Here is a 24,828-nt window from a genome sequence, read left to right on the forward strand (position 1 = left end):
GCCCGCGCCCGCAGCGCCGCGGGGCGGCCTCCGTGCAGGTGGACCGAAGGGGAGGGCGGACTGTGGAAAGCGCCTCCCTCACCGTCCTCGCCAGACGGGCGCGGACCGGGGCGGGAGCCCTGGTGAACCAGGGTGAGGGGGACCGGTCCCAATCCGATCACTCGGGGAATGCCCCCGCGGCCGGCCTTGGAGAGCTGACCTCCCATCAGTACGATGCGCCTAGTCAATTACTCAACGTAAGACTCTGGCCATGGTTCGTGTGTGCAGTCGCGTCCGCGTACCAACGAGCTGAAAGGGGACCAGGGTGTCCTCACCCCTGGTGATTCCGCCGACGTACGCACCCATCCCGTCCGCGATCCACCCGAGCCACGCCGCCATAGACAAGCAGACGGCGGCCTGGGCCGATCAGTTCGACCTCGGGTCACCGCAGTGGCGGAGCAGGCTCGCCACCCAGGACATCGGGGCCTTCGCCTCGCGGATCCTCCCCGAAGGCCAGGAGGACGTCGTCGCGGTCCTCTCCGACTTCGTCATCTGGCTGTTCGCCGTGGACGACGGCTACTGCGAGGAAGGCGACCTGGCCGACAAGCCCTACGAGTTGGCCGCGGTGTTGCACCGCCTGCTGCGGGTGGCCCAGAACCCGCACACACCGATGCTCGCCGGCGACCCGCTGGCCGAGGGGCTGCGCGACCTGACCCTGCGGGTGTCCCGCTGCGGGACGGCCTTGCAGGTCGGGCGATGGGTGGACACGCTGCGCGAATACTTCTTCGCCGTGGTCTGGGAGGCCGAGCAGCGCGCCGCGAACCGGGTGCCCACCCTGAACGACTACGCGCTGATGCGTCTCTACGACGGCGCGACCTCCGTCGTGCAGCCGTTCCTGGAGATGGGACACGGGTACGAGCTCCAGCCCCATGAGCGGGACAGCCCGGCGCTGCGGGCTGCTGCCGAGATGACGTCGTTCATCACGACGTGGGACAACGACATCTACTCGCACCACAAGGAGAGCCGCGGGACGGGCTACTACCTGAACAGCGTGCGCGTACTGATGCACGAGTACGACCTCAGCCCGGAGGCGGCGCTGACCATGGCCGTCGCCCAACGGGACCGCGTGATGTGCTTGTTCCTGAGCCTGCGCGCGAAACTCGAGGACCAAGGGAGCCCGCAGATGCGGCAGTACCTGCGCAGCCTCGCCGCCTTCATCCGGGCCACCCAGGACTGGAGCATCACCTCTCTGCGCTACACCACGCCGGACGACCCCGCCGACCTTCCCCACGCGTTCACCGACCGACCGACCGACGACAGCACCGAGCCGCTGGACATCGCGTCCATCTCCTGGTGGTGGGACCTGGTGCCCGCATCCCGCACGGCCCCCCTGGGCGGATAGCTCTCGGGCACCGGCACGCCCGCCCCTGTGATCCGCTGTCACGGCGCTCGGCAGTACGGCCGCCGAGCGCCGTCGGCGCGCTCGGCGGCGGGTGTCGGCGGAGTGACACACCGCCGACCGTTGCCCCACGCGAGCAGCAACGCCTCACAGTGCCTCAGCCCTGGTCGCGAGCGCTCTCTCACCCGCAAGTGCGGCGAGTGAGGAGCGCGGACGGCGCCCAGTGGACGGGTCGACGCCGGGCACCGGGCATACGCGACCACGCCCGTGATCAGCACGCATGTCTCGAAGCCGGCATCAACGAGGTCCTGGCGACCGCAGCGCGGGGCAATCCGAGGGGAAAGGGCGGAAGGGGATGCGTCCCCGAGGCGGAACGACAGCGATCGCGGACATCACCGTGGCGGTCGAGACGCTGTGCGCGCCGGATCGGCTGGCCGGAGGACCACCCCGTCGTCTTCGCGGGCGGCGGAGCGGTCCGGTGTGCCCGGCGGCCGCGTCAGGGCAGGCCCCTCACCCGGCGGCCGCCGGGGGGACGACCATGCGGAAGCCGCTGCGCGGGCGGGTCGGGACGCGACGCAGCGGGATCCGCAGGTCCTGTTCCGGGACGGTGTACTCCAGCCGGGCCAGGCGGACGGCGAACGCTTCGAGCAGGGCGATCGTGAAGGCCTCACCGGGGCAGCGGTGGCCGCTCGACGGGTCCCCACCGCCCTGCGGCACCAGCTCGTCCCGCTCGACGGGCCGCTCCAGGAACCGCTCCGGGCGGAAGACGTACGGGTCCGTCCAGAGCGCGTCGTCGTGGTCCTGCCCGTACAGGTCGAGCACCACGAGGCCCCCCGCCGGCACGTGCGCGCCCCGCCACGACAGGTCGGTGGCCGCCCGGCCGCCGGTGAACGGCGCGAACGGGTAGAAGCGGCGCACCTCGTGCGCGAAGGCGGCGGTGCGGGCGGCGTCGCCGTCCCGCAGCCACGCCCGGTGGGAGGGCCGGCGGTGCAGGGCGTGGGCGGCGAAGGTCACGAACCAGGCGACGGCCACGGTCGGCCGGAGCATGTTGAGCACCTCGACGGCGGCGGTCCGCGCGTCCAGGGGCCGGCCGTCCGCGTCGACGTGGTGCGCCACCACGTCGACGGCGCTGCCCTCGGGCACCTCCGTCCGGCCCTCGCGCACGTCGTCCACGAGCCCGGCGATCCACGCCTCGCACCGCCGGCGCGCGGCGCGGGCGCGCCAGTGCCGCGGCCCCATGGTGGCGAAGCCGTCGACCAGGGAGACCAGGTCGCGGGAGACCGCGGCCGGGTCGCGCGAGCCGAGCGGCACGCCGGCCCAGCCGCAGACGCCGACGGTCAGCACGCGGGCGGCCTCGTCGAACAGCACCACGCCGTCCGGCCGGCCGCGCCAGCTCCCGACGGCGTCGTCCCAGGCGGCGGTGGTCCGCTCCACCAGGTCCGCGACCTGCTCGGGGGGTGTGAGCAGCGCGAGGAACATCGCCTTGCGGACGCGGTGGGCCTCCCCGTCCAGCGTGTGGACCGCCCCGTGCCCGAAGAGCGTCGAGAGCACCGGGCCCGGGAGCGCCCCCTCGCGCCGCACGTGGCGTTCGTCGTAGAAGAAGCGGACCGCCTCGGGGCCCCGCACGGCGAGCGCGGGGCGTCCCATGAGTCGTGTGCGGACCACGTCGTCCGGCGCGGCGCGCATCCGGTCGGGGAGCCAGGCGTAACCGGCCGTCAGCAGCGGTGCGGTGCGGTCGACCAGGTGTTTTCGATCAAGAAACATGTGCCACGGTTGCCCGGTTTGTCGGAAACGGAAACCGCTCCGGGCCGGGTGACGCCCGTCACGCCACCCGCCCGCCGGTTCAGCCCTGCCGTTGGTGGCCGCGGCCGCTGAGGGCGTCGCGCACGCGGTCCACCATCCCCATGCCGGGCGCGAGGAGCCGGTTGGCGGGCGGTGTGTCGGGCGCGGCGGGGTGGGGCCGGGTCGGGGCGCTCTCCTTGGCGGCCCGGACCCGCGCGCCCAGCACGTCGAGCGCCTCCCCGGAGCAGGACTCCGCCAGGAGGGGGAACAGGTGGTTCTCCTCGTCGGCCACGTGTGCGGTGACCGACGCCTTCAGCTCGTCGACGAGGGCGTCGAAGCGGTCGTCGTCGGGCCGGCAGTCCTCCAGGTCCTTGAGCAGGCCCTCGATCCGGCCGTGGTCGGCGATCTCCTTGTCGGCGAGGTCGTCGCCGTCGTCCACGTAGCGGCGCACCGTCGGGTACAGGTGCTCCTCCTCCGCGACGGCGTGGCGGACCAGTTCCCTGGTCAGCTCGTCGGCCAGCTCGCGCCGCCCCGGGTCGCCCGGCGGCATCGCCTGGATCCGGGCGAAGAGCTCGTCCACCTCGCGGTGGTCAGCGGTCAGCTCCTGGATGACGTTCCCGCCGTGTCCCATGATCGGTCCTCTCCGTAGCCCGTGGCTGTTCGATCGACGTCGGTGACGAAGCCCCACCGGTCAGATCCCACGTGGCGTCCCGGAAGCAACCCGGCGCCCCCGCTATCACTCAGGCGGCGGGCGGCCGCCCGCCGCGTCATGGGCGCCGGCCCCGCCGCCGCCGACGGGCGCCGCGTGCGCCCGCCCGTCCCGGCCGCGGGTCTCAGGCGCCGTCCCCCGCGGAGCCCGCGGCCCGCGCGGCGCGCCGCTCCAACTCCTCCGCCGGGACGTCCTCCACGTGCGTGGCCACGCTCCAGCGGTGGCCGAACGGGTCCTCGAACTGCCCGCTCCGGTCCCCGTAGAACTCGTTCTTGGGAGCGCGCAGTTCCCTCGCGCCCCGGGCGAGGGCCTCGGCGAAGACGGCGTCGACCTCCTCCACGTACACGTGCAGGAGCACGGGGGAGCCGCCTACCGTGCCCGGGGCGACGAACCCCATCTCCGGGAACTCGTCCGCGAGCATGATCACGGAGTCGCCGAGTACCAGCTCGGCGTGGCCGACCCGGCCGTCCGGTCCGGTCATCCGCATGCGCTCCTCGGCGCCGAGCACCGTGCGGTAGAAGTCGATCGCCGCCGCAGCCCCGTCGACGGCGAGGTAGGGGGTGACGCGGGGGTGGTCCTGGGGGATGGGGGTGGCGCTCACCGGACTCCTGCCTTTCGCTCGGTGTCGGCGACCACCGGTGGCGGCCGCGCCCCCCCCGGACCATCGTAGGGCGGTCATGTCGGTCGTGGCGGGTGTGCCGGGGCGGTGGGGCGGGGCGGTCCGCCCGGCCCTCCGGCGGTCGGTACCGCCTCCGCGGTAGGGCATGATCGAGGGATGTCTGATCGCATCATCGCCGCCTGCGACGGGGCGGCCAAGGGGAACCCCGGCCCCGCCGCCTGGGCGTGGGTCATCGCCGACACCGAGGGCCGCCCCGAACGCTGGGAGGCCGGACCCCTCGGCCGCGCCACGAACAACGTGGGGGAGCTGACCGCGCTGGAGCGCCTCCTGGAGGCCGTGGCCCCCGGTACCGCGCTCCAGGTGCGCATGGACTCGCAGTACGCCATGAAGGCCGTGACGCAGTGGCTGCCCAACTGGAAGCGCAACGGCTGGCGGACGGCGGCCGGCAAGCCCGTCGCCAACCAGGAGCTGGTGCAGCGCATCGACGCCCTCCTCGCCGAGCGGGACGTCGAGTTCCGCTACGTCCCCGCCCACCGCGAGGACGGCGACCTGCTCAACGCCATCGCCGACCAGGCCGCGAGCGACGGGGCGATCGCCCAGCAGGCGGCGGGCACCGCGTTCGGCGCGGTCGACATGCCCGTACCGGCGCCGCAGCGCAGCGCGCCCGCCGGCCGCAAGCCCGCCGCCGCGCGCCGGGCCGGCGGGGCCGGGGGCGGGGGCGCTTCGGCGTCCAGGGCGCGGACCATCAAGGCGAAGTTCCGCGGCACCTGTCCCTGCGGGAAGCCGTACGCCGCCGGGGAGTCGATCGCGAAGCTCGGCACGCGCTGGGGCCACCCCGGCTGCGACGCCGCCGCGGCGACGGTCTGAACCCTCCGGGGCGCGGCGGGAGCCCGGCGCAGCCGGCCCGGCCGGTCCAGGGTGGGCCGCGAGGAGCCGGTGGCCGGGTGGGGCGTGCGGGGAGCCGGCGGCCCCTTCCACGCGCGCGGAGCGGCGCGTCGGACCGGCCGGCGGCGAGCTGCACGCCCAGGACGCGGGTGACGTCCGCGTGCCGGGTGGCGGGGTCGAAACCCGCCACCCGCACGGACCCGGCGTCGGGGGCGCGCAGTCCGGCCACGCACTCCACGGTGGTGGTCTTGCCCGCCCCGTTCGGCCCCAGGATCCCGAAGACCTCCCCCTCGTCGACGTGGAAGGACACGCCGTCGACGGCCTTCCGTCCCCCGTAGGCCTTGTGCAGGTCCCGTACCTCGATCATCGGCATGGTCCGAGGTTCGCCCACGGGGCGACCGGGCGGCATCGGCCGATGCGCTCGACCCGGGGTCCACCGATCGGATGATGGCGGGCGCCGACCGGAGGAGGGCCGGGCGCGGGGAGGAGGGCGCTCGGGCCGCGGAGGGGGAGTGCTCAGCCGGGGGGAGCGGTCAGGCCGCTTCGCCGGCGACGATGCGCCACTGCCCCACCTCCCGGTAGTCGGAGTCGTGAACGGGTGAACCGTCTCCGGGCTCCAACGCGTAGTGGTGCAGGTTCCCGCCCCAGTACCGCAGCACGCGGCCCAGTTCGCGCGCCCTGTCCTCGGCCGGCTTCCCCTCGTCGACGGTGACTTCGAGAAGGAACTTCACGTCTGTGTCGCCTCCCATGCACGGGTCAACCGAGCCCGGCCGTCCGGCCGCCGCTCGTCCGTCTCCATTGTTTCATTCAAGTCCTATGAGAGGCTTTCACGGCCGCCTCGCCTGGTGGGTGCGGTGAATCATCCGGAAAGTCTCAACTGGTGGTGAGAGCGGGATGGCGGCGTCGACGACGGGACGGCACGACGGGGACCGGGAAGGGCGCTGGCGGGCCGCCGACCTCGCCCGCGCGGCGGGCGTCTCGGTCCAGCAGCTCCGCAACTACGTGGCGGCGGGCGTCCTGCCGCCCGTCGGCCGTACCGAGAGCGGCTACCGCGTCTACACCGGCGCCCACGCCCAGGCCCTCACCGCCGCCCGGGACATGGCGGCCGGCCACGGCTGGGCGACCGCCCGCGCCGTCATGCGCGCCGTCCACGAGGGCGACCTCGACACCGCCCTGGCGGCCCTCGACGAGAGCCACGCCCGACTCGACCTGGAGCGCGGCGAGCTGACCGCCGTACGCGACGCGCTGGAGACGGTCCTGACGCACGGGGCGCCGCCCCCGCCCCCGTCCCGGCGCGGTCTGCGCATCGGTCAGGTCGCGGGTGCCGTGGGTGTCCGCCCGCCGGTGCTGCGCCTGTGGGAGGAACGGGGCCTGCTGAGGCCGGACCGCGACCCGGCCACCGGGTACCGCGTCTACTCGGGGGGAGAGCTGCGCGCCGCCCACGTCGTGGCGCTGCTCCGGCGGGGCCACCACCCGCTCGCCGCCGTCCGCGCGGTCCTGGACGAGCTGCGGACGACGGGCGACCCCGGTCGCGTCCGCGCGGAGCTGGACCGGCGGGAGCGGGACCTGAGCCGGCGCAGCCTCCGCCGGCTCCGCGCCTCGGCGGCGCTGCACGCCTATCTGGAGTACCTGGGCCATTCCGGCCCGTGATCGCGCCCCGCCCGGCGGGTCCGCGGCCCGGTCTCCCGGTCCCGGGCCTCGGCGAGGGCGGCAGCTCTCCGTGGACGCGGAGGGCCGCCCCGGCGCCGTCAGTGCGAACGGATGACCGCGGTGATCGTCTTGCCGTCGGTGGACGGCACGACGGTGACGCGTGTGCTGAGCCGCCGGATGAGGGGCCAGCCGTAGCCGCCCGGGGTGGCCGGGTGGTGGCGCGTGATGGTGGTGGGCGGTGTCGGGGAACGGTCGCTCACACTGATGTGGACCGTGTCCGCGTCACGCACGGCGGCGAAGGCGGTGATGCCGCCTCCGTGGCGCAGCGCGTTCGTGACGAGTTCGGACGTCACCAGCAGGATGTCGTCGACCACCCTGTCGGGCGGCGGCGGGCCGGTGGTGGCGAGGAGGTGGCGCACCTGGTCACGGGCCGCGGCCGCGGTGGCCGGCCACCGCGTGTGGCCGGTCATCGTGTCGTGGGTCGTCATGTTCACCTCCTTCACCCCTACCGTCTGGTCTACCGTCTCTCGCGTATCGCTCATGTCCGTTTGCCCGGGTTTGGCGGACCGGACACGCTCATCCTTCCGTCGGACCGTCACTCGACACCCCACGGGCCGCGGAGACGGCGGCGGTGACCGTGCCGGCGAGGGTGAAGGAACCGGTTGTACCGGTGACCTCCAGCAGCCGGACGACGCACGCGGCCGGCTGCGCCAGCACGAGCGGCACACCGGCCTCCAGGTGGCGCGCCCGCGCCTGGAGGAGGGCGTGCAGGAACGCCGAGTCGGCGAACCGCACCTGCGACAGGTCGAGGACGGTGGCCGTGGCGCCTCCCCCCTCCCGGGGGTCGAACGCGCGGACGAGTCGCTCGGCGGTGTCGAAGTCGAACTCGCCGGCGACGCGCACGACACGGACCTCGCCGGTCACGGTCGTCAGGACTTCCGGGTCTTCGCTCACCGCGGCATTGTCGCAGCCCTTCCGTCCGCGGCGCACGGGGGTGGGCGACTTCCCCGGCGGGCGCCACGAGCCGTCCGCCGCCGATGACGCCCAGTAGTCCTGTGTGGCTTTTCGGGTCGGCGGGCTGCATCCGCTGTGCGGTGTCCCGCCGGCCGTGGGCCCGGCGGGCCTTCACCCGGAAGCACCTGCCGGCCCTGCCGCCTCTGCGGGATGGTGAAACGCCCTGTGCTTCCGGCGGAAGGTGACGAGGCCCGTGACCCCGGGTCTCCAGTGATGACCACTCATGAGGACACCACGTCCCGGAGACGCAACCTCGCGCACACCGTGGGCGCCTCCTGGATGAGCGCGTCCTGCCCCGCACTCGTCGCCGACTCCACCGACGGTGTGGTGCAGACGCGCCGCCGCGCTCTTCCCCGAGGCGGTCGCCGGTGCCTGGATCGACGACACGCTGCCGTCGTGGCTCGCCGACGCGCACCGTGGCCTCGCCCACCGCCAGGACGACGGCGCCGGGCCCGGCGTCGCGCGCCGCCCCGTCAGGGGCTGCCACGACGGTCTCCCTGGAGGCCCACCCGACCGTCGGTGCGGACGGCGACGTCGTGTGGTGGCTGGTCGACGACACCGACCGGTCCCTGGCCGGGCTGGCGCTCCACCACGAGCAGCAGCGGACCACGTTCCTCGCCCACGCCTCCACCCGGCTGCTGGCCTCCCTGAACGTCGAGCGCTGCACCGAGGTGGCCGTACGACTCGCGGCCGAGCACCTCGCGGACGCCGGGCTGCTCGTCACCCCGGCCCGCGGCCGGTGCCACCCGGTCGCGAGCTGCGCCGGCGGCGACGTCGTCCGGCACGCGGCCCGCGTCGACCCCACCGAGGTACCCGGGCCGGCCGAGGCCCTCCGGGGCTTCCCGCCGGTGCCGTCGCGGTGGATCGACCCGGTCTGTTCCGACCGGGGAAGAGCGGTGCGCGCGTCAATCCTGTTGACCGTCCCCCACGTGATCGACACCCTGGACGGATGGGCCGGGGAGCGCCGACGCCCCGGCGCTCGCGTCCTCCGGAACGGCACACGGGCGCCGCGGCGGCCCGGCCGCACGGCGGCACCGGACGGTACGACCGCACCGGACGGTACGACCGCACCGGCCGGTACGACCGCACCGGCACGCCGGTGACCCGGCGACGCGTCCCGGCCGGGGGCGGCGGCCGTGGCGTGCACCACCGGGCGGAGTGGCTCCCCCGGCAGGAAGTCGGATCCGCCCGGCCGGCATCGTCTGCGCGCCGCACCCACGTCCGTGCACGAGAGAGGACCCCCCGTCCATGACCGGCAACACCGGCCCGACCCCCGTCCCCGGCGGCGAGGCGCCCGGCGTCATCGTCGTCTCGGGCATCTCGGCCGCGGGCAAGTCCACCGTCGCCCAGGGTCTCGCCGAGCGCCTGCCGCGCTCGGTACACCTCCGCGGCGACGTGTTCCGCCGCATGATCGTCAGCGGCCGGGCGGACATGACGGCCGAGGTCCCGCCGGAGGCCGTCGCCCAGCTGCGGCTGCGCCACCGGCTGGCCGCCGCGTCCGCCGACGCCTACGTCGAGGCCGGCTTCACCGTCGTGCTCCAGGACGTCCTGCTCGGCGAGCACCCGGTCGAGATCACCCGGACGATCAGGAGCCGCCCGCTGGCCGTCGTCGTGCTGGCGCCCGACCCGGAGGTCGTGGCCCGGCGCGAGGAGCAGCGCTCGAAGACCGGCTACGGGCCCGACTGGCAGCCGCAGGACCTCGACAGGATCCTCCGGGTCGACACGCCCCCGATCGGGCTGTGGCTCGACACCTCCCACCAGTCCGTCGACCGGACCGTCGACGAGATCCTGCGGCGGGCCTGGTCCGAGGGTGCCGTCTCCTGACCCGCCGTGGGCCGGTCCGGCGGCCGCACGGGGCGGTGCCCCGGGCCCCTGCCCGGCCCCTCTTTCCGTACGAGTGCGCCCTGTGGCGTCACGCCGTACCAGGTCGCCACACGCCGTGCCCGCCACACGCCGTGCCCGCCACCGCGCCGTGCCCGCCGGCACGGCAGGGCCGCCCCCGCCGGGCCGAGGCCGCCACCACCTCAGAAGGAGCCGCGTCACTGGGGCGTGCGCGCGCGTGCGGCCCCGCTCCGTGGGTGAAGAGCGTGGGACGGACGCTTCGACCCGGTCCCAAGTATTGACGTGCTCATGAAGGCCCTCCTAGCTTAGCAAGCGCTTTCCATCCGGAAGTCGCGAGCCGCCCCGCCCCTGCCCGCACGCAGGTGACCCGGAGAAGACGAGGACCCCCATGAGACCGACATCCCCACTGTCGTTACTGGCCTGCGCCACCCTGGCCGCCGGCGCCGTCGTCGCCCTGCCCGGCGCCGCCGCCACCGCCGCGCCGACCCGCCTGGAGGCGGAACGCGCCCCCGCCGTCTGCGACGGCACCATCGACGCCGACCACACCGGCCACACCGGCACGGGCTTCTGCAACGGACGCAACGCCCTGGGCGCGGCCGTCACGTTCACGGTGGACGCGCCGCAGGCCGGCAGCGCGGCGGTGACGGTCCGCTTCGCCAACGGCACCACCACCGCACGCCCCGCCGACGTCACGGTGAACGGAGCAGCGGCCGCCTCGGCGTCCTTCGGACCCACCGGCACCTGGGCGACCTGGACGACGGCCACGTTCACCGTCCCCCTGCGGCAGGGCGGCAACACCGTCCGGCTGAGCCCCACCACCGCCGCCGGCCTCGCCAACATCGACCACCTCGACGCCGACACGGGCACCACCCCGCCGCCGTCCGGCCCCGTCCTGTACGCGGCGCCCGACGGGACCGAGGGCGCGAGCGGCACGCTGTCGGACCCGACGACGCTCACCTCCGCCCTCGCCCGCGTCACCCCCGGCGGCACGGTGTACCTGCGCGGCGGCACCTACCGCTCCGCCCGCACGGTCACCATCCCGGCGGACGCCGACGGCAGGCCCGGCGACCGCACGGAACTGTTCGCCCACCCGGGGGAGACCCCGGTGCTGAACTTCGCGGCCATGGCCGAGGACCCGGCCAACCGCGGGCTCGCCCTGCACGCCTCGTACTGGCACGTACGCGGCCTCGTCGTCGAACACGCCGGGGACAACGGCATCTTCGTCGGCGGCAGCGACAACGTCATCGAGCGCACCGTGACCCGCTTCAACCGCGACACCGGGCTGCAGCTCTCGCGGTCGGCCTCCACCACGCCCCGCGAGCAGTGGCCCGCCCGCAACCTCGTCCTCACCGCCCGGTCGCACGACAACGCCGACTCCGACGGCGAGGACGCCGACGGCTTCGCCGCCAAACTGACCGTCGGCCCCGGCAACGTCTTCCGCCACGCCGTCGCCCACAACAACATCGACGACGGCTGGGACCTGTACACCAAGACCGACACCGGCCCCATCGGCGCGGTCACCGTCGAGGACTCCCTCGCCCTCCACAACGGCACCCTCTCCGACGGCACCCAGAACGCCAGCGGCGACCGCAACGGCTACAAGCTGGGCGGCGAGGACATCGCCGTCGACCACGTCGTCCGCCGCAGCATCGCCTACCGCAACGGCAAGCACGGCTTCACCTACAACCGGAACCCCGGCACGATGACCGTCTCCGACAACGTCAGCGTCGACAACGCCCAGCGCAACTTCTCCTTCGACGCCGGCACCTCGGTGTTCCGGAACAACACCTCCTGCCGCACCGGCGGCGGCACGAACGACAAGACCGTCGGGGACGCCGACGGCTCCAACCAGTTCTGGACCGGCGCCAACGGTCCCCGCTGCTCCGCGTACGGCGGCACCCTCGCCTGGTCGTTCGCCGCCGACGGCCGCCTCGTGGTGACCTTCGGGGGCACGGCCGCCACGCCCTGACCCCGCACACCCCCCGCGCGCACGGGCCCCTCCGCACGACGCGGAGGGGCCCCACCCGTCCCGGAGGGCGCGGTGGACGCGCGCCGTTCAGCGCGGCATCCCGAACTCCCGCAGCGGGGCCAGCTCGGCGGCGGTGGCGGGCCGGAGCGTGGACAGGACGTGCCGGGCGGCGGACAGCTCGGCGTCCGCGCCACCACGGAAGGACACCGTGTACACCAGCCCCTCCCGCTCCAGGCGCAGCTCCCGCCGGGTGTCGCCGTCCTCGTACGTCACCAGCAGCCGCCCCCCGGCGTCGTCCCCGCAGCGCACCACACCGCCGTACGGGACGGGGCAGCCGCGCGCGTCGACCCGCCGGGTGTCCTCTCCGGCGCGGGCCACCGCCAGGTGCAGCCCCGGCGACCCGGGCCGCTCGTACGCGACGCCGAACCCGTCCCCGCTCGCGCCGAGGACCCGCGACGCGTGGCCCGGGGGCGTGTCACCGAGGCGCAGCAGGTCCCGGTCGACGCGGTGGGCGGTGAGCCAGGTGTCGAGCGTGGGGGGTCGCGACGCGTCCCACACGGCGTACGCGCCGGCGGCCACTAGCAGGGCCGCCGCCCCGAGCGTCGCCGCCCGCGCCCGCGCGCCCGGCACGAGGGACGCCGCGGCCAGCGCGTAACAGGTCCCTCCGGCGAGGAGGACGAGCGGGCCGCCGCGCCCGCCGGTGGACAGGCTCGCCGCGACGGCGGCGGCCACGCCCGCTGTGCCCAGGCCGTACACCACCGCGGCCCACCGCCACGGGCCGCGCGGTCGCCGGACGAGCGGCACGAAGACGCGGGCCGTCCTGCCCATGACCGCCAGCAGGGCCACGGCCGGCGGCACCACGACGAGCGGGACCGCGACGAAGGCACCCCACCCTCCGACGAAGAGCGCGACCAGCACCGCCTGGAACTGCACCGCCGTCAGCACGCACCCGACGAACCAGACGCCCGCCAGATGGACGGCGGCCGCCCGCGCCGCCCCGCCGGGCCGCCCGCTCACCGGCACAGCGCCGGGAGGTCCCCGGCGTACGTCGAAAACTCCGGGCGGGCGGCCGTGACGACCGCGCGGGCGGGGCGGCGCGGGGTCACCGCCTGCCGCTCGGGCGGCGGGGGCGGCCCCGTGCGGCGGCGGCACCGGAGGACGTACGGCTCGACGTCTACGCCCCCGCCGTCGTCGGGCACGGCCGACCGCGCCGGCGCGGGAAGGACGCGGCGGCCGCCACCAGTCGTCTCGCTCATCCGTGCAGGCTAACCGCCGCCACCGGGGCCACCGACGCCGCGCCGAAGCACCGGCGGGCACCCCGCCTTGCCCGGGCCGGCCGGCGGGCGCGCGCGTAGCCCGGCGACCGGCGGCGGGCCGTGCGGCATCCGGCCCCGCTCCCCCCGGTCCGCCCAACGCGTCCCGCGGGGACGGCCGGTGGCCGGCGGTCAGACGGGGGAGCCCCAGGCCGTCGCGAGCCCCTCCAGCCAGGCGGGCGGCAGTTCGGCGGCGTCCCACTCCTCCCGCAGCGCGGACGGCGCCGCACCGAGGCGTTCCAGGACGGCGACGCTGGTGGGGGAGTGGATGAGCGAGTAGCGGCCGTGGACCGCGACGGAGCTGCCGGGCCCGTACGTCCCGAACAGCCGCTCCAGCCGCTGCCGGTGCTCGGCGGCGAACTCCGCGAGCAGCCCCGCGTACCCGGCCCGCTGCCGGGAGCCCATGGTGCCGAGGACGGCGGTGAGCACCTGGTCGGACACCTCGGGGTCGAGGTCGGAAGGGGTGGTGAACGACAGGTACAGGGGGACGACCGCCACCTTGGCCCGCTCCACCTCCATCCGCCCGACGGGGGTGCGGGCGTCCTGCGAGGCGGCCGAGGAGTCGCGGGCCACGGCGTCCCGCAGGGCCCGCTCGGCCAGCTCACTGAGGTGGTCGGCGGCGGCTCGTGCCCCGTCGAGCCAGCCCGACCCGTACAGCGGGCCCTTCTCCGTCGGAGCGCTCCGCACCAGGTCCGCCACCTCGTCGCCCGCGAGGGAGAGCGCGCCGGCCTCGACGAGCCCGACCAGTTCCTCGGCGTCGCCGGCGTAGACCCCCGCGCGGCCGAGGAGCTGGACGAGGGTCCTCTTGGCATTGAGGACGCTGGCCGCGTCGAGCTGCTGCCGTCGTTCACCGGCGGCGTTCATGGGGTCCTCCTCATCGCGTGGGCGGCGCGGTCGCGCGTACACGGAACGCTCTCTCCGCGGGTACAACGGTCGGTGGTCACGTGGAGATCCCCTCCCGGACGGCGGGCGTACGTTCCTCCCGACGGGAGCGCCGCCCCACGGCTCGGCGAGACGACCCGGAACGATCAGAAACGGAGAAGCACGGACCACCCGGCCGCGCCTACCCTGATCCCCGTGGGCAGCACCCGTCACCTGATCCTCTCCTCTCGCATGACGACCCGGCCGCCACCCCAGCCACCGTCCCGGCCTTTCTACCCCGACACCGCCGCCCGCGGGCCGCGCGGCGGCACCGGACACGGCGGGCCGCCGGGCGTCGCGCCGGCAGTACGGACCGGGCGGGCGCCGGACCCGCCCCCGCCACCGCTCCGGTGCCGGGGGCCCCACCGCACGCAGCAGGCAGGACCGATTCGCGTGGCGCCGGGGCAGACGGCCGTCCGGCCCCGCACCCCGAGGGAGACACCATGAGCAAGGCCACGAGGACGGACGCGCGCACGGCCGCGCCGCACGCCGCGGACCGCCACGACGTGATCCGCGTGCACGGCGCGCGCGTGAACAACCTCAAGGACGTCAGCATCGAGATCCCGAAGAGACGGCTGACGGTGTTCACCGGCGTCTCCGGCTCCGGCAAGAGCTCCCTCGTCTTCGACACGATCGCCGCGGAGTCGCAGCGGCTCATCAACGAGACCTACAGCGCCTTCGTCCAGGGCTTCATGCCGACCCCGGCGCGGCCGGAGGCCGACGTGCTCGACGGGCTGACCACCGTGATCAGCGTCGACCAGCAGCGCATCGGCGCCGACCCCCGCTCCACCGTCGGCACCGTCACCGACGCCAACGCGATGCTGCGCATCCTCTTCAGCCGCCTCGGCGAGCCGCACATCGGCCCGCCCAGCGCGTACGCGTTCAACGTCCCCTCGGTTCGGGCGAGCGGCGCGATCACCGTGGAGCGCGGTGCGAGGAAGGCGGTGAAGGCGACCTTCCAGCGCACCGGCGGCATGTGCACGCGCTGCGAGGGCCGGGGGACGGTCTCCGACATCGACCTCACCCAGCTCTACGACGACTCCAAGTCGATCGCCGAGGGCGCGTTCACCATCCCCGGCTGGAAGTCCGACAACGTGTGGACCGTCGGCGTCTACGCCGAGTCGGGCTTCCTCGACCCGCACAAGCCGATCCGCGCGTACACGAAGAAGGAGATGCAGGACTTCCTGTACCGCGAGCCGACCAAGGTCAAGGTCAACGGCGTCAACCTCACCTACGAGGGGTTGATCCCCAAGATCCAGAAGTCGTTCCTGTCGAAGGACAAGGAGGCGATGCAGCCGCACATCCGGGCGTTCGTGGAGCGGGCCGTCACCTTCACCACCTGCCCCGAGTGCGACGGTACCCGGCTCAGCGAGGGGGCCCGCGCGTCGAGGGTCGCGGGGATCAGCATCGCCGACGCCTGCGCGAGGGAGATCCGGGACCTGGCCGAGTGGGTCCGCGGTGTGGACGAGCCCTCGGTGGCGCCGCTCCTCGCCAAGCTGGGCCACACCCTCGACTCGTTCGTGGAGATCGGGCTGGGCTACCTGTCGCTCGACCGCCCGTCGGGCACCCTGTCGGGCGGTGAGGCGCAGCGCGTGAAGATGGTCCGCCACCTCGGGTCCTCCCTCACCGACGTCACGTACGTCTTCGACGAACCGACCATCGGCCTGCACCCGCACGACATCCAGCGGATGAACGACCTGCTGCTGCGCCTGCGCGACAAGGGCAACACCGTGCTCGTCGTCGAGCACAAGCCGGAGGTCATCGCCATCGCCGACCACGTCGTCGACCTCGGCCCCGGCGCCGGCACGGCGGGCGGCACCGTCTGTTTCCAGGGCACCGTCGAGGGGCTGCGGACCGCCAGCAGCGTCACCGGGCGCCACTACGACGACCGGGCCGGCCTCAAGGAGACCGTGCGCGAGCCCACCGGCACGCTGGAGATCCGCGGCGCGAACACGCACAACCTGCGCGACGTCGACGTCGACGTCCCCCTCGGCGTGCTGTGCGTCGTCACCGGGGTCGCCGGGTCCGGCAAGAGCTCCCTCCTGCACGGTTCCCTCCCCGCCGGCGCGGGCGTGGTGGCGGTCGACCAGAGCCCCATCCGCGGCTCGCGGCGGAGCAACCCGGCGACGTACACCGGGCTGCTCGATCCGATCCGCAAGGCGTTCGCCAAGGCCAACGGGGTGAAGCCGGCCCTTTTCAGCGCCAACTCCGAGGGCGCCTGCCCGACGTGCAACGGCGCCGGCGTCCTCTACACCGACCTGGCCATGATGGCGGGCGTCGCCACCCCCTGCGAGGACTGCGAGGGCCGGCGGTTCCAGACGTCGGTGCTGGAGTACCGGCTCGGCGGCCGTGACATCAGCGAGGTCCTGGCGATGTCGGTGGCGGAGGCCGAGGAGTTCTTCGGTTCCGGGGACGCGGCCACGCCGGCCGCGCACCGGATCCTCGACCGCCTCGCCGACGTCGGGCTCGGCTACCTGACCCTCGGCCAGCCGCTCACCACGCTCTCCGGCGGCGAGCGGCAGCGGCTCAAGCTGGCGACGCACATGGCCGACAAGGGTGGCGTCTACGTCCTCGACGAGCCGACCGCCGGCCTGCACCTCGCCGACGTGGCGCAGCTGCTGGGGCTGCTCGACCGGCTCGTCGACGCGGGGAAGTCGGTCATCGTCGTCGAGCACCACCAGGCGGTCATGGCCCACGCCGACTGGATCATCGACCTCGGGCCCGGCGCCGGCCACGACGGTGGCCGGGTCGTCTTCGAGGGCAGCCCGGCCGACCTGGTGGCCGCCCGCTCCACCCTCACCGGCGAACACCTCGCGGCGTACGTCGGCCGCTGACCGGCACGGGCCGCGTGACGGGGCCGCGACGGGCACCGCCGCCCGGCTACGGGGCGGCGGGCCCCGGCGCTGGGACCCGCCGGCGGGAGCACCGCCGCCCAGGGGCGCCGGCGGGAGCACCGCAGCCCCGGCCGGCGGGAGCACCGCAGCCCCGGCCGGCGGGAGCACGCCGCCCGGGGCTGCGGCGGCGGGGTGCCGCGCGAAGTGGGGCGTCCCGGCGGGGGCCGGCCGCCCTCCCCGGAGCCTTGGTGGGCGCGGGCCCGCCGCCCGCCCCGGACCCCGGGCGGCGGGGGCCCGCGGCTCCCGCCCGTCCCGACGCTCGGACGGGCCGGCCACCCCACCCAGCGACGCCGCCGCCGCCGCACCGGCCGGGAGCCCGGCCGAGGCCCGGAGGCCCTGCCCGGCGGCCCGCAGTCCCTGCTCCGGACCCTTGTCACCGAGGTCGACACCCATTTCCCGCCAAGCGCACCGGACAGGGACCTGATCCGGACGGGGGACGCCCGCGCCCCGACACGGGCGGCGCCGACGGGCGCATGCTGGGAGGTGGCGGACGGCTCCACGACCGGTCCCACGGGCCGTCCCACGACCGACCACGTACGGACGACGAAGGTGGAACCTGTGCAGTTCGGCATCTTCACGGTGGGTGACGTCACGCCCGACCCGATCTCGGGGCGGACGCCCACCGAGCACGAGCGGATCAAGGCGATGGTGACCATCGCGCTCAAGGCGGAGGAGGTGGGACTGGACGTCTTCGCGACGGGCGAGCACCACAATCCGCCGTTCGTGCCCTCCTCGCCCACCACCATGCTCGGGTACGTCGCCGCGCGCACCGAGCGCATCATCCTGTCGACCTCGACGACCCTGATCACCACCAACGACCCGGTGAAGATCGCCGAGGACTACGCGATGCTCCAGCACCTGGCCGACGGGCGCGTCGACCTGATGCTGGGACGCGGCAACACCGGCCCCGTCTACCCCTGGTTCGGGCAGGACATCACCCAGGGCATCCCCCTGGCCGTCGAGAACTACGCACTGCTGCGCCGGCTCTGGCGGGAGGACGTCGTCGACTGGGAGGGCCGCTTCCGCACACCGCTCCAGGGCTTCACGTCCACCCCGCGTCCCCTCGACGGGGTGCCGCCCTTCGTCTGGCACGGCTCCATCCGCTCACCCGAGATCGCCGAACAGGCCGCGTACTACGGCGACGGCTTCTTCCACAACAACATCTTCTGGCCCCAGGAACACACGAAGAAGATGGTCGACCTGTACCGGCAGCGGTACGCGCACTACGGTCACGGCACCCCCGAGCAGGCCGTCGTCGGCCTCGGCGGCCAGGTCTTCATGCGTCACGACTCCCAGGCCGCGGTGCGCGAGTTCCGGCCGTACTTCGACGACGCGCCCGTGTACGGGCACGGCCCGTCCCTGGAGGAGTTCACCGAGCAGACCCCGCTGACCGTGGGCTCCCCCCAGCAGGTCATCGAACGGACCCTGGGCTTCCGGGAGGTCGTGGGGGACTACCAGCGCCAGCTGTTCCTGATGGACCACGCCGGGCTGCCCCTGAAGACCGTGCTGGAGCAACTGGACCTCCTCGGCGAGGAGGTCGTGCCGGTACTGCGCAAGGAGTTCGCGGTCGGTCGGCCGGCCGACGTCCCGGCGGCCCCCACCCACGCGGACCGCGTCGCCCGGGCCACCGGGGAGCAGCGGTGAACCCGGCCCGCCTGGCGGTCGTCACGGCCGGGCTGAGCGTGCCGTCCTCGACGCGGCTCCTCGCCGACCGGCTCGCCACCGCCGTCGGCCGCCACCTGGCGGACGCCGGGCGGCCGGTCGAGGTGGAGACGGCCGAACTGCGCGAGCTGGCCGTGGACATCGCCCACAACCTCGTCACCGGCTTCCCACCCCCGGCACTGCGCGACACGATCGGGACCATGGCGCGGGCGGACGGCCTGATCGCCGTCACGCCCGTCTTCAGCGCCTCCTACAGCGGCCTGTTCAAGTCCTTCTTCGACGTCGTCGACCGGGACGTGCTGGCGGGCAAGCCCGTACTGATCGCGGCGACCGGCGGGACCGCCCGCCACTCCCTCGCCCTGGAACACGCGGTCCGGCCGCTCTTCGCGTACCTGCGGGCCACGGTGGCACCGACCGCCGTCTTCGCCGCCCCCGAGGACTGGGGAGCGAGCACCGACACCCGGACCACCGCGCTCGCCGAACGCGTCGACCGGGCGGCCGCGGAACTGTCCGCCCTGATGACCGGCCACCGGCCCCCGCCCGCGGCGGACGAGGTGACGCCCTTCGCCGACCGCCTGGCCGCCCTGCGCGTCCCCCCGCACCCCTGACGCCCCGCCCGGAGTCGGCCTTCCGCCGGGCGACCACCGACCGGCACCCGGTCCGGCCCCCCGGACGGAGGCGGACCGAACCGGCCAGCCCCGCCGCGGGCGGTCGTCCCGCACAGCACGAGGCGGGGGTGTGGGCGGCCCGCCACCCGCACCCCCGCCGCGACCCGCGCATTCAGTCGGGCGTGGCGGCCCGTGTCACGTCGCCGAGCCCCCGCGAGCGGAAGGGGCCGCCCTGCGCAACGACACGGCGAAGGCGCAGCTGCTGACGGTGAGGACGACGATCGGCGGAGGAGGCAGCAGGAGAACGGACACGGCCAGGACGGCCAGGGAGACCGCGAGGGCGATCCAGCCGAAGGCGGTGCGGTGTTGGACGAGGGTGGGGGTGTGCCGGACGGCGGCGAGGATCAGCAGGCCGCAGGCGATGGCGAAGAAGGCCATGGCGGTGCTCATGCCGTTGAAGACGTCGAGGAGCGTGCGTTCCAGACCCAGCAGGGCGAACGTGGACTCCCGCATGGCCGTGTCGACCTCACGCCGCTCCGGTGTCGCGGTCGCCGCCGCCGCGACGGCGGAGAGGGCGAGGTGGCCGATGCCCAGGAAGACGAATCCGTAGGCACCGACCGTGAAGGGCCGGACGGAGTCCGCCCGGGGGAGGAGGCGGGAGGTGACGGCGGTGTTCATGACTGCTCCTTGACGCTGACCTGCGTGTTGACGTCGACGTTGACGTTGACGTCGACGTCGACGGGGGCGGGGCCGGGGGCGGAGGGTGGTTGCCAGCCGAGGACCGTGTCCAGGGCTCTCGACATCACCGCCCGCGGGGTGGCTCGTACGGCGAGGTTCCGGAGGGACACGGCGAGGGGGTGGGAGAGCCGCGCGAGTTCACCGATGTGTCGGGAGCGGCGGCTGATACGGGTGGTGCGCCGGTGCCTGGCCTCCGTGTACGCGGCGAGCGCGGCCGGTACGTCGGGGCCGGCTGCGAGGAGATGCGCCACGACGACCGCGTCCTCGATGGCCTGGCAGCCGCCCTGGCCCATGTTGGGCGTCATCGCGTGGGCGGCGTCGCCGAGCAGGGCCACCCGGCCGGCGTGGAACCGCGGCAGCGGTGAGGCCAGTTCGTGGAAGTCGTGGTGGAGTATGCCGACCGGGTCGGGGTTCCGCCGGTCCAGCCGCTCCAGCAGCGCGGGTATCGGATCGTGCCACGCGCCGAAGCGCCGGGTGAGCTCCGCGTGGTGGTCGGCCGGCTCCGCGCCGGGGCCGGTGACGGCGGTGGCGTACACGTAGGTCCGGCCGTCGGCGAGGGGAACGACACCGAACCGCTCACCTCGGCCCCACGTCTCGGTCGCCTGCGGGGCGGGCGGACCGGCACCGGGCAGCACCGCTCGCCATCCGGCCTCACCGGCGTGACGCAGCCCGGGATGCCGGGGGAAGAGCCGGCCGCGGAGCACGCTGCGCAGGCCGTCGGCCGCCAGTACGACGTCGGCGCGCAGCTCGCCCGCGGACGTACGCACGACCGCGCCGCCCCCGGCGTCGTCCACACCGGTCACCGACACGCCGAGGCGTACGACGCCGGGCGGCAGGGCCGCGGCGAGGAGGTCGATCAGGAAGCCGCGGTGCACGGCGCGCGTGGGGAGCCCGTAGCGGGTGGACATCGCGCCGCTGTCCGACCGGCTCAGCCACGTGCCGTCGGGTGTGCGCAGCCCCAACGTGCCCGGCAGGGCGTCCCCCGTCCACACCTCGGCGCCCAGGCCGATCGAGTCCAGCGCGCGCAGTGCGTTGGGGGCGAGCACGATGCCGGCGCCGATGCCCCTCAGAGCGGGAGCCCGCTCGCACACGGTGACGTGCCATCCGCGGCGGCTCAGGGCCACCGCCGCGGTCAGGCCCCCGATGCCGCCTCCGGCCACGACGGCATGACGAACACCCATGTCGACTGCCTCCCCCACTCGTCCACTGTCGCCTCTACAGGTGTAGAGGCCGATGAGGCGCACTCTACACCTGTAGAGTGCAGGGTGTGTCCCTCCCCGATCGCCGAGACCTGATCGCCGACGCCGCCATCAGCACCGTGGCCACCGCCGGGCTGCGCGGTCTGACCCACCGCGCGGTCGACGCCGCCGCGGGACTGCCGGCCGGCAGCACGTCGTACTACTTCCGCACGCGCAGCGCTCTGATCAGCGCCTGCTACCTCCGCCTGGCCGAACTGTCGGTCGCCGACGTGGACCGTTGGGAAGCGGAGCACGGGCGCCCGGACCCGGATTCCGCCGCGGAGGCGCTGGCCGCGCTGCTGCACCACTGGCTGACGGTGGAGCGGGACCGCCAGATCGCCCGCTTCGAACTCAGCCTGGAGGCGACCCGGCGACCGGAACTGCGCGCCGACCTGCAGACCGCCGGCCTCGCCGCACGGTCCAGGGCCGCCGCCCTGCTGGCGGCGCTCGGCGCTCCCGACCCGGCGGCGGCCGCGGACCTGCTCGTCGCCTGGACCGACGGCCTGCTGTACGACCGGCTCGCCGGCGCGATGGCCGCGACCCGCCCGGTGCCCGACGCGAGCGAGCTGACCCCGGTCGTCCGGCGGATGCTCACCGCCGTGCTCTCCCCCTGACGGACACCCGCTCCCCTGCCCGCCGTCGTCCTGCGGCGTCAGGCGCGCACCGGTGTCACCGGGGGCCGTTGCGCGGGCGTCCCTCCCGCGCCCTTCCGCGCGCGTCTTCCGGATGCCCTGACGGCCGCTGACCGTACGCGCCGCTGATCCGGCCCAGCCACCGGCACCCCGCCGGCCCCGAGTGGCGGCCGGGATGGTCGGCGGACCTCCGGCCGACAGTGGACCTGTCGCCGCGCGGCGCCGCTCGTTGCCCTCGTCGCCCCGGTGGCCCGGCCGGTGGGACGGCGGCGGCGAGCCGGCGCGGCGACCGACCGGCCGGGACCGGGCGGTGTCGGGAGCGTCGGCCGCCGTCCGGCCGGCGCTCCCTTCCGTGAGGCTACGGCGCGGGACGTTGCGACCGCGTTGCGCGCGGCGAAGGACCCCGCGCCGCCCACCCCGGCGCCGCCAACTCCGCGTCCAGTGCCCGCACCCGCGCCAGTACCTGCGGCCGCCGCTCCGCCGGTACCACCGCCGACAGGGCGCGCCACACCTCCACGTCGTCCTCGCCCCACGGGCTGTGCGCCCAGTCCGCCAGCAGCTCGGGGTCCCCGCGCGCCACGAGCGCCGCACGCAGCCCGTCCGCCAGCCGCCGCCGCAACCGCGCCACTCCCGGCGCCCACGACCCCGGCAGCAGCGGGCCCGCGTACGCGCCGAGGGCGGCCGTCACCGCGCCCGACGACAGCCGCCGCGCCACGGCGTCGAAGTCCGCGTCCACCGGCGGCCCCAGCCGGTACGGCCGCGAGCGCAGCAGCTCCGGCCCCAACAGGCCGCGCAGCCGCGACAGTTCGGCGCGCAGGGTGACCGGGGTGACGGCCCCGTCCTCGTACAGCGCCGTCAGCAGCTCGTCCCCGCACAGCCCCTGTGGGTGTGCGGCCAGCACCACGACGATCTCGCTGTGGCGTCGGCTCAGCCGTACCGTGCGTCCCCCCGCCGTGAGCAGCGCCTCGTCCCGGCCGAGCGCGCACAGGCGCACCCGGTCGGGCGCCGGGGCCGGTGCCCGCAGCGCGAGGTGGGACTCCGCCGCCCGCGCCACCGCCTGGACGAACGCCAGACTGTGCGGGTGCGCCAGCCGGTCCCCGCCCGTGACGTCCACCGCGCCGAGCAGCCGCCCGGTCCGCGGGTCGTGCACCGGGGCGGCCGCGCACGTCCACGCCTGGACCGGGCGCCGGAAGTGCTCGGCGGCGAAGACCTGCACCGGGCGGTCGACGGCGAGGGCGGTGCCCGGCGCGTTCGTGCCCATCGCCGACTCCGACCAGCGCGCTCCCGGTACGAAGTTCATCCGCCGCGCCGACCGCAGTGTCCGCGGGTGCCCCTCCACCCACAGCAACCGCCCGTACGCGTCGCACAGCGCCACCAGGTGCTCCCCGTCCGTGGCGAACGCCCCCGTCAGCTCGCGGACCACCGGCATCACCGCGGCCAGCGGGTGCGCCGCCCGGTACGCCGCCAGCTCCTCCTCGTCCAGCTCGACGCTCGCGGCGCCCTCCGGACTCACCCGGGCCCGCGCGCACCGCCACCACGACTCCGCCACGACCGGCCGCAACGGCACGCCCCCCGCCCCGGCGGACCCGGCCCCTCCGGCCCCGCCCGCCCTCGGCGCGGCCGCGTCCCCGCCGGTCGCCGTGACGAACGCCTCATGCGCCCGGCGCAGCTCACCCGCGCGCCGCACGGGGTCCGCACCCGGCTCCAGGGCCGTCCACGTGTCGCTCAACCCGCCCTCCCCGTCGAGGCCTTCGTGCCGGGTGCCCATCGTGGTCCTCCCGCCGCGCGCCGACAACCCGGCCCGCGCCCCCGCGCGCCCCCCTCCTCCCGTACAGTGGGGACGGGCCGTGACTGGCGCTTGGGTGGAGTACCACCGGGGAGCGGCCCGGCGGACACCGCCACCTGCCGCGCGCCTGGGCGATCAGCACACACGTTCTGTCGACGCCCAGGAGGACCCGTGTCCACGACCGCAAGCGCCCGCCTCATGGACGGCAGCGGCCTCGCCCGCCGTCTCGTCGAGGAGACCGCCGCCCGCGCCGCCGACCTCACCCGCCGCACCGGCACCCCGCCGTGCCTGGCCACCGTCCTCGTCGGCGCGGACCCCGCGTCCGTCACGTACGTGAAGATGAAGCGCGCCCGCTGCGAGAAGGCCGGCATCCGCTCCCGTCACGTCGAACTGCCCGCCACCACCACGACGGAGGAGCTGGTCGCCACGTTGCGGTCGCTGTCGCAGGATCCCGGCGTGGACGGCATCCTGCTCCAGCACCCGGTCGGCCGGCACATCGACGAGCGGGCCGCGTTCGAGGCGATCGCCCCCGAGAAGGACGTCGACGGCGTCACCACCAGCTCGTTCGCGTCCATGAGCTTCGGTCTGCCGGGCTTCGTCTCGTGCACGCCGGGCGGCATCATGCGACTCCTCGACGCGTACGGGGTCGACCCGACCGGCAAGCGGGCCGTCGTCGTCGGCCGCAGCGCGATCCTCGGCAAGCCCGCCGGGATGCTGCTGCTGGCCCGCAACGCCACGGTCACCTACTGCCACTCCCACACCCCCGCCGCCGACCTGTCGGCCGTGCTGCGAGAGGCCGACATCGTCATCGCCGCGGTCGGCCGGGCCCGGTTCATCACGGGCGCGGACATCAAGCCCGGCGCCGTCGTGGTCGACGCGGGCTACAACGAGGGCAACGTCGGCGACGTCGACTTCGCGTCCGCCGCCGAGCGCGCCGGCCTGATCACCCCGGTGCCGGGCGGTGTCGGCCCCATGACCATCGCCACCCTGCTGGCGCAGACCGTCGACGCCGCGGAACGGCTGCGGGGCACGACGACCGCCTGACGGAGGGCCGCCTCCCGGAGTCGTCCCCGGGCCGGGGGCCGTGACGGACCGCCCGGTACGGTCGGGATGTCCGTCCGCGCCGGGCGGCCCCCGGGCGCCGGGCCCGGACACGGGTGCACGGGCCCCGGTGCGGCCCCGGGCGCG

At 75.1% G+C, this 24,828-nt stretch carries 23 protein-coding genes, 1 pseudogene and 1 riboswitch; of the genes and pseudogenes, 11 read left to right on the plus strand and 13 right to left on the minus strand.

Going from position 1 to position 24,828, the window contains the following annotated elements:
* The first annotated feature begins 304 nt into the window (after window positions 1-304).
* A complete protein-coding gene (locus tag NRO40_RS27875; RefSeq protein ID WP_198549250.1) occupies window positions 305-1,381 on the plus strand; it encodes a selina-4(15),7(11)-diene synthase in 1,077 nt (358 codons plus the stop codon).
* Between the two features lie 507 nt (window positions 1,382-1,888).
* Here the strand turns inward: NRO40_RS27875 and NRO40_RS27880 are convergent.
* From NRO40_RS27880 to NRO40_RS27890, 3 genes are all read right to left on the minus strand, one after another.
* Window positions 1,889-3,142 carry a cytochrome P450 gene (locus NRO40_RS27880; RefSeq protein ID WP_058940518.1) on the minus strand — a complete coding sequence of 418 codons (1,254 nt, stop codon included), beginning with the start codon at window positions 3,140-3,142 and terminating at the stop codon, window positions 1,889-1,891.
* Window positions 3,143-3,221: 79 nt separating this feature from the next.
* On the minus strand, window positions 3,222-3,791 hold the full coding sequence (locus NRO40_RS27885; RefSeq protein WP_058940519.1) for a hemerythrin domain-containing protein: 570 nt from the start codon (window positions 3,789-3,791) through the stop codon (window positions 3,222-3,224).
* A 202-nt stretch (window positions 3,792-3,993) separates the two neighbouring features.
* Window positions 3,994-4,470 (minus strand): VOC family protein, encoded by a 477-nt coding sequence (locus tag NRO40_RS27890; RefSeq protein ID WP_058940520.1) that lies wholly within the window; start codon window positions 4,468-4,470, stop codon window positions 3,994-3,996.
* 174 nt (window positions 4,471-4,644) lie between these two features.
* On the opposite strand from NRO40_RS27890, the gene NRO40_RS27895 reads away from it, so the two are divergent.
* Entirely contained in the window at window positions 4,645-5,355 is a 711-nt protein-coding gene (locus NRO40_RS27895) for a ribonuclease H family protein (protein ID WP_058940521.1), read from the plus strand.
* 145 nt (window positions 5,356-5,500) lie between these two features.
* Here NRO40_RS27895 and NRO40_RS27900 read toward each other — a convergent pair.
* Both NRO40_RS27900 and NRO40_RS27905 read right to left on the minus strand, forming a co-directional pair.
* A pseudogene (locus NRO40_RS27900) lies at window positions 5,501-5,746 on the minus strand (ATP-binding cassette domain-containing protein); the annotation flags it as partial.
* A 160-nt stretch (window positions 5,747-5,906) separates the two neighbouring features.
* Window positions 5,907-6,104 (minus strand): hypothetical protein, encoded by a 198-nt coding sequence (locus NRO40_RS27905; protein ID WP_058940522.1) that lies wholly within the window; start codon window positions 6,102-6,104, stop codon window positions 5,907-5,909.
* 163 nt (window positions 6,105-6,267) lie between these two features.
* Here NRO40_RS27905 and NRO40_RS27910 point away from each other — a divergent pair, with 163 nt between their 5' ends.
* Complete coding sequence (locus NRO40_RS27910; RefSeq protein WP_058940523.1) at window positions 6,268-7,023, plus strand: MerR family DNA-binding transcriptional regulator; 756 nt, start codon at window positions 6,268-6,270, stop codon at window positions 7,021-7,023.
* A gap of 98 nt (window positions 7,024-7,121) precedes the next feature.
* On the opposite strand, the gene NRO40_RS27915 is transcribed toward NRO40_RS27910, so the two are convergent.
* Together NRO40_RS27915 and NRO40_RS27920 are read right to left on the minus strand one after the other, a co-directional pair.
* On the minus strand, window positions 7,122-7,511 hold the full coding sequence (locus NRO40_RS27915) for an ATP-binding protein (RefSeq protein WP_058940524.1): 390 nt from the start codon (window positions 7,509-7,511) through the stop codon (window positions 7,122-7,124).
* Between the two features lie 88 nt (window positions 7,512-7,599).
* A complete protein-coding gene (locus NRO40_RS27920) occupies window positions 7,600-7,977 on the minus strand; it encodes an STAS domain-containing protein (RefSeq protein WP_058940525.1) in 378 nt (125 codons plus the stop codon).
* A gap of 476 nt (window positions 7,978-8,453) precedes the next feature.
* Here NRO40_RS27920 and NRO40_RS27925 point away from each other — a divergent pair, with 476 nt between their 5' ends.
* The 3 genes from NRO40_RS27925 to NRO40_RS27935 all read left to right on the plus strand — a co-directional run bounded on the left by NRO40_RS27925 (window position 8,454) and on the right by NRO40_RS27935 (window position 11,848).
* Complete coding sequence (locus NRO40_RS27925) at window positions 8,454-9,140, plus strand: hypothetical protein (RefSeq protein ID WP_058940526.1); 687 nt, start codon at window positions 8,454-8,456, stop codon at window positions 9,138-9,140.
* A 145-nt stretch (window positions 9,141-9,285) separates the two neighbouring features.
* Entirely contained in the window at window positions 9,286-9,861 is a 576-nt protein-coding gene (locus NRO40_RS27930; protein ID WP_058940527.1) for an AAA family ATPase, read from the plus strand.
* A gap of 406 nt (window positions 9,862-10,267) precedes the next feature.
* Window positions 10,268-11,848, plus strand: a complete 1,581-nt coding sequence (locus NRO40_RS27935) for a carbohydrate-binding protein (RefSeq protein ID WP_058940528.1) — start codon at window positions 10,268-10,270, stop codon at window positions 11,846-11,848.
* A gap of 87 nt (window positions 11,849-11,935) precedes the next feature.
* Here the strand turns inward: NRO40_RS27935 and NRO40_RS27940 are convergent, their stop codons facing one another.
* From NRO40_RS27940 to NRO40_RS27950, 3 genes are all read right to left on the minus strand, one after another.
* Entirely contained in the window at window positions 11,936-12,865 is a 930-nt protein-coding gene (locus NRO40_RS27940) for a hypothetical protein (protein WP_157901783.1), read from the minus strand.
* Window positions 12,862-13,104 (minus strand): hypothetical protein, encoded by a 243-nt coding sequence (locus tag NRO40_RS27945; RefSeq protein WP_058940530.1) that lies wholly within the window; start codon window positions 13,102-13,104, stop codon window positions 12,862-12,864. Before NRO40_RS27945 ends, NRO40_RS27940 begins: the two co-directional genes overlap by 4 nt.
* A gap of 189 nt (window positions 13,105-13,293) precedes the next feature.
* Entirely contained in the window at window positions 13,294-14,025 is a 732-nt protein-coding gene (locus NRO40_RS27950) for a hypothetical protein (protein WP_058940531.1), read from the minus strand.
* Window positions 14,026-14,525: 500 nt separating this feature from the next.
* Between NRO40_RS27950 and NRO40_RS27955 the strand changes: the two genes are divergently transcribed.
* The 3 genes from NRO40_RS27955 to NRO40_RS27965 all read left to right on the plus strand — a co-directional run bounded on the left by NRO40_RS27955 (window position 14,526) and on the right by NRO40_RS27965 (window position 19,246).
* Window positions 14,526-16,916, plus strand: coding sequence for an ATP-binding cassette domain-containing protein (locus NRO40_RS27955; protein ID WP_058940532.1), 2,391 nt, complete (start codon window positions 14,526-14,528; stop codon window positions 16,914-16,916).
* 618 nt (window positions 16,917-17,534) lie between these two features.
* On the plus strand, window positions 17,535-18,620 hold the full coding sequence (locus tag NRO40_RS27960; protein WP_058940572.1) for an LLM class flavin-dependent oxidoreductase: 1,086 nt from the start codon (window positions 17,535-17,537) through the stop codon (window positions 18,618-18,620).
* A complete protein-coding gene (locus tag NRO40_RS27965) occupies window positions 18,617-19,246 on the plus strand; it encodes an FMN reductase (RefSeq protein ID WP_058940533.1) in 630 nt (209 codons plus the stop codon). The genes NRO40_RS27960 and NRO40_RS27965 overlap by 4 nt, the downstream gene beginning before the upstream one ends.
* A 195-nt stretch (window positions 19,247-19,441) precedes the next feature.
* Here the strand turns inward: NRO40_RS27965 and NRO40_RS27970 are convergent, their stop codons facing one another.
* On the minus strand, window positions 19,442-19,924 hold the full coding sequence (locus NRO40_RS27970; RefSeq protein ID WP_058940534.1) for an LIC_13387 family protein: 483 nt from the start codon (window positions 19,922-19,924) through the stop codon (window positions 19,442-19,444).
* Window positions 19,921-21,165 carry an FAD-dependent monooxygenase gene (locus NRO40_RS27975; protein WP_079046804.1) on the minus strand — a complete coding sequence of 415 codons (1,245 nt, stop codon included), beginning with the start codon at window positions 21,163-21,165 and terminating at the stop codon, window positions 19,921-19,923. Before NRO40_RS27975 ends, NRO40_RS27970 begins: the two co-directional genes overlap by 4 nt.
* An 86-nt stretch (window positions 21,166-21,251) precedes the next feature.
* Here NRO40_RS27975 and NRO40_RS27980 point away from each other — a divergent pair, with 86 nt between their 5' ends.
* A complete protein-coding gene (locus NRO40_RS27980; protein ID WP_058940535.1) occupies window positions 21,252-21,836 on the plus strand; it encodes a TetR/AcrR family transcriptional regulator in 585 nt (194 codons plus the stop codon).
* A 376-nt stretch (window positions 21,837-22,212) separates the two neighbouring features.
* Here NRO40_RS27980 and NRO40_RS27985 read toward each other — a convergent pair whose 3' ends face one another.
* Window positions 22,213-23,622: a GAF domain-containing protein gene (locus tag NRO40_RS27985; protein WP_058940536.1), complete on the minus strand. Its 1,410-nt coding sequence runs from the start codon at window positions 23,620-23,622 to the stop codon at window positions 22,213-22,215.
* Window positions 23,623-23,691: 69 nt separating this feature from the next.
* Window positions 23,692-23,780, plus strand: a riboswitch (ZMP/ZTP riboswitch).
* A 58-nt stretch (window positions 23,781-23,838) separates the two neighbouring features.
* On the opposite strand from NRO40_RS27985, the gene NRO40_RS27990 reads away from it, so the two are divergent.
* Window positions 23,839-24,684: a bifunctional 5,10-methylenetetrahydrofolate dehydrogenase/5,10-methenyltetrahydrofolate cyclohydrolase gene (locus NRO40_RS27990; RefSeq protein WP_058940537.1), complete on the plus strand. Its 846-nt coding sequence runs from the start codon at window positions 23,839-23,841 to the stop codon at window positions 24,682-24,684.
* Window positions 24,685-24,828 lie beyond the last annotated feature (144 nt).

Origin of the sequence: Streptomyces changanensis, assembly GCF_024600715.1 — a bacterium.
Taxonomy (GTDB): Bacteria; Actinomycetota; Actinomycetes; order Streptomycetales; family Streptomycetaceae; genus Streptomyces; species Streptomyces changanensis.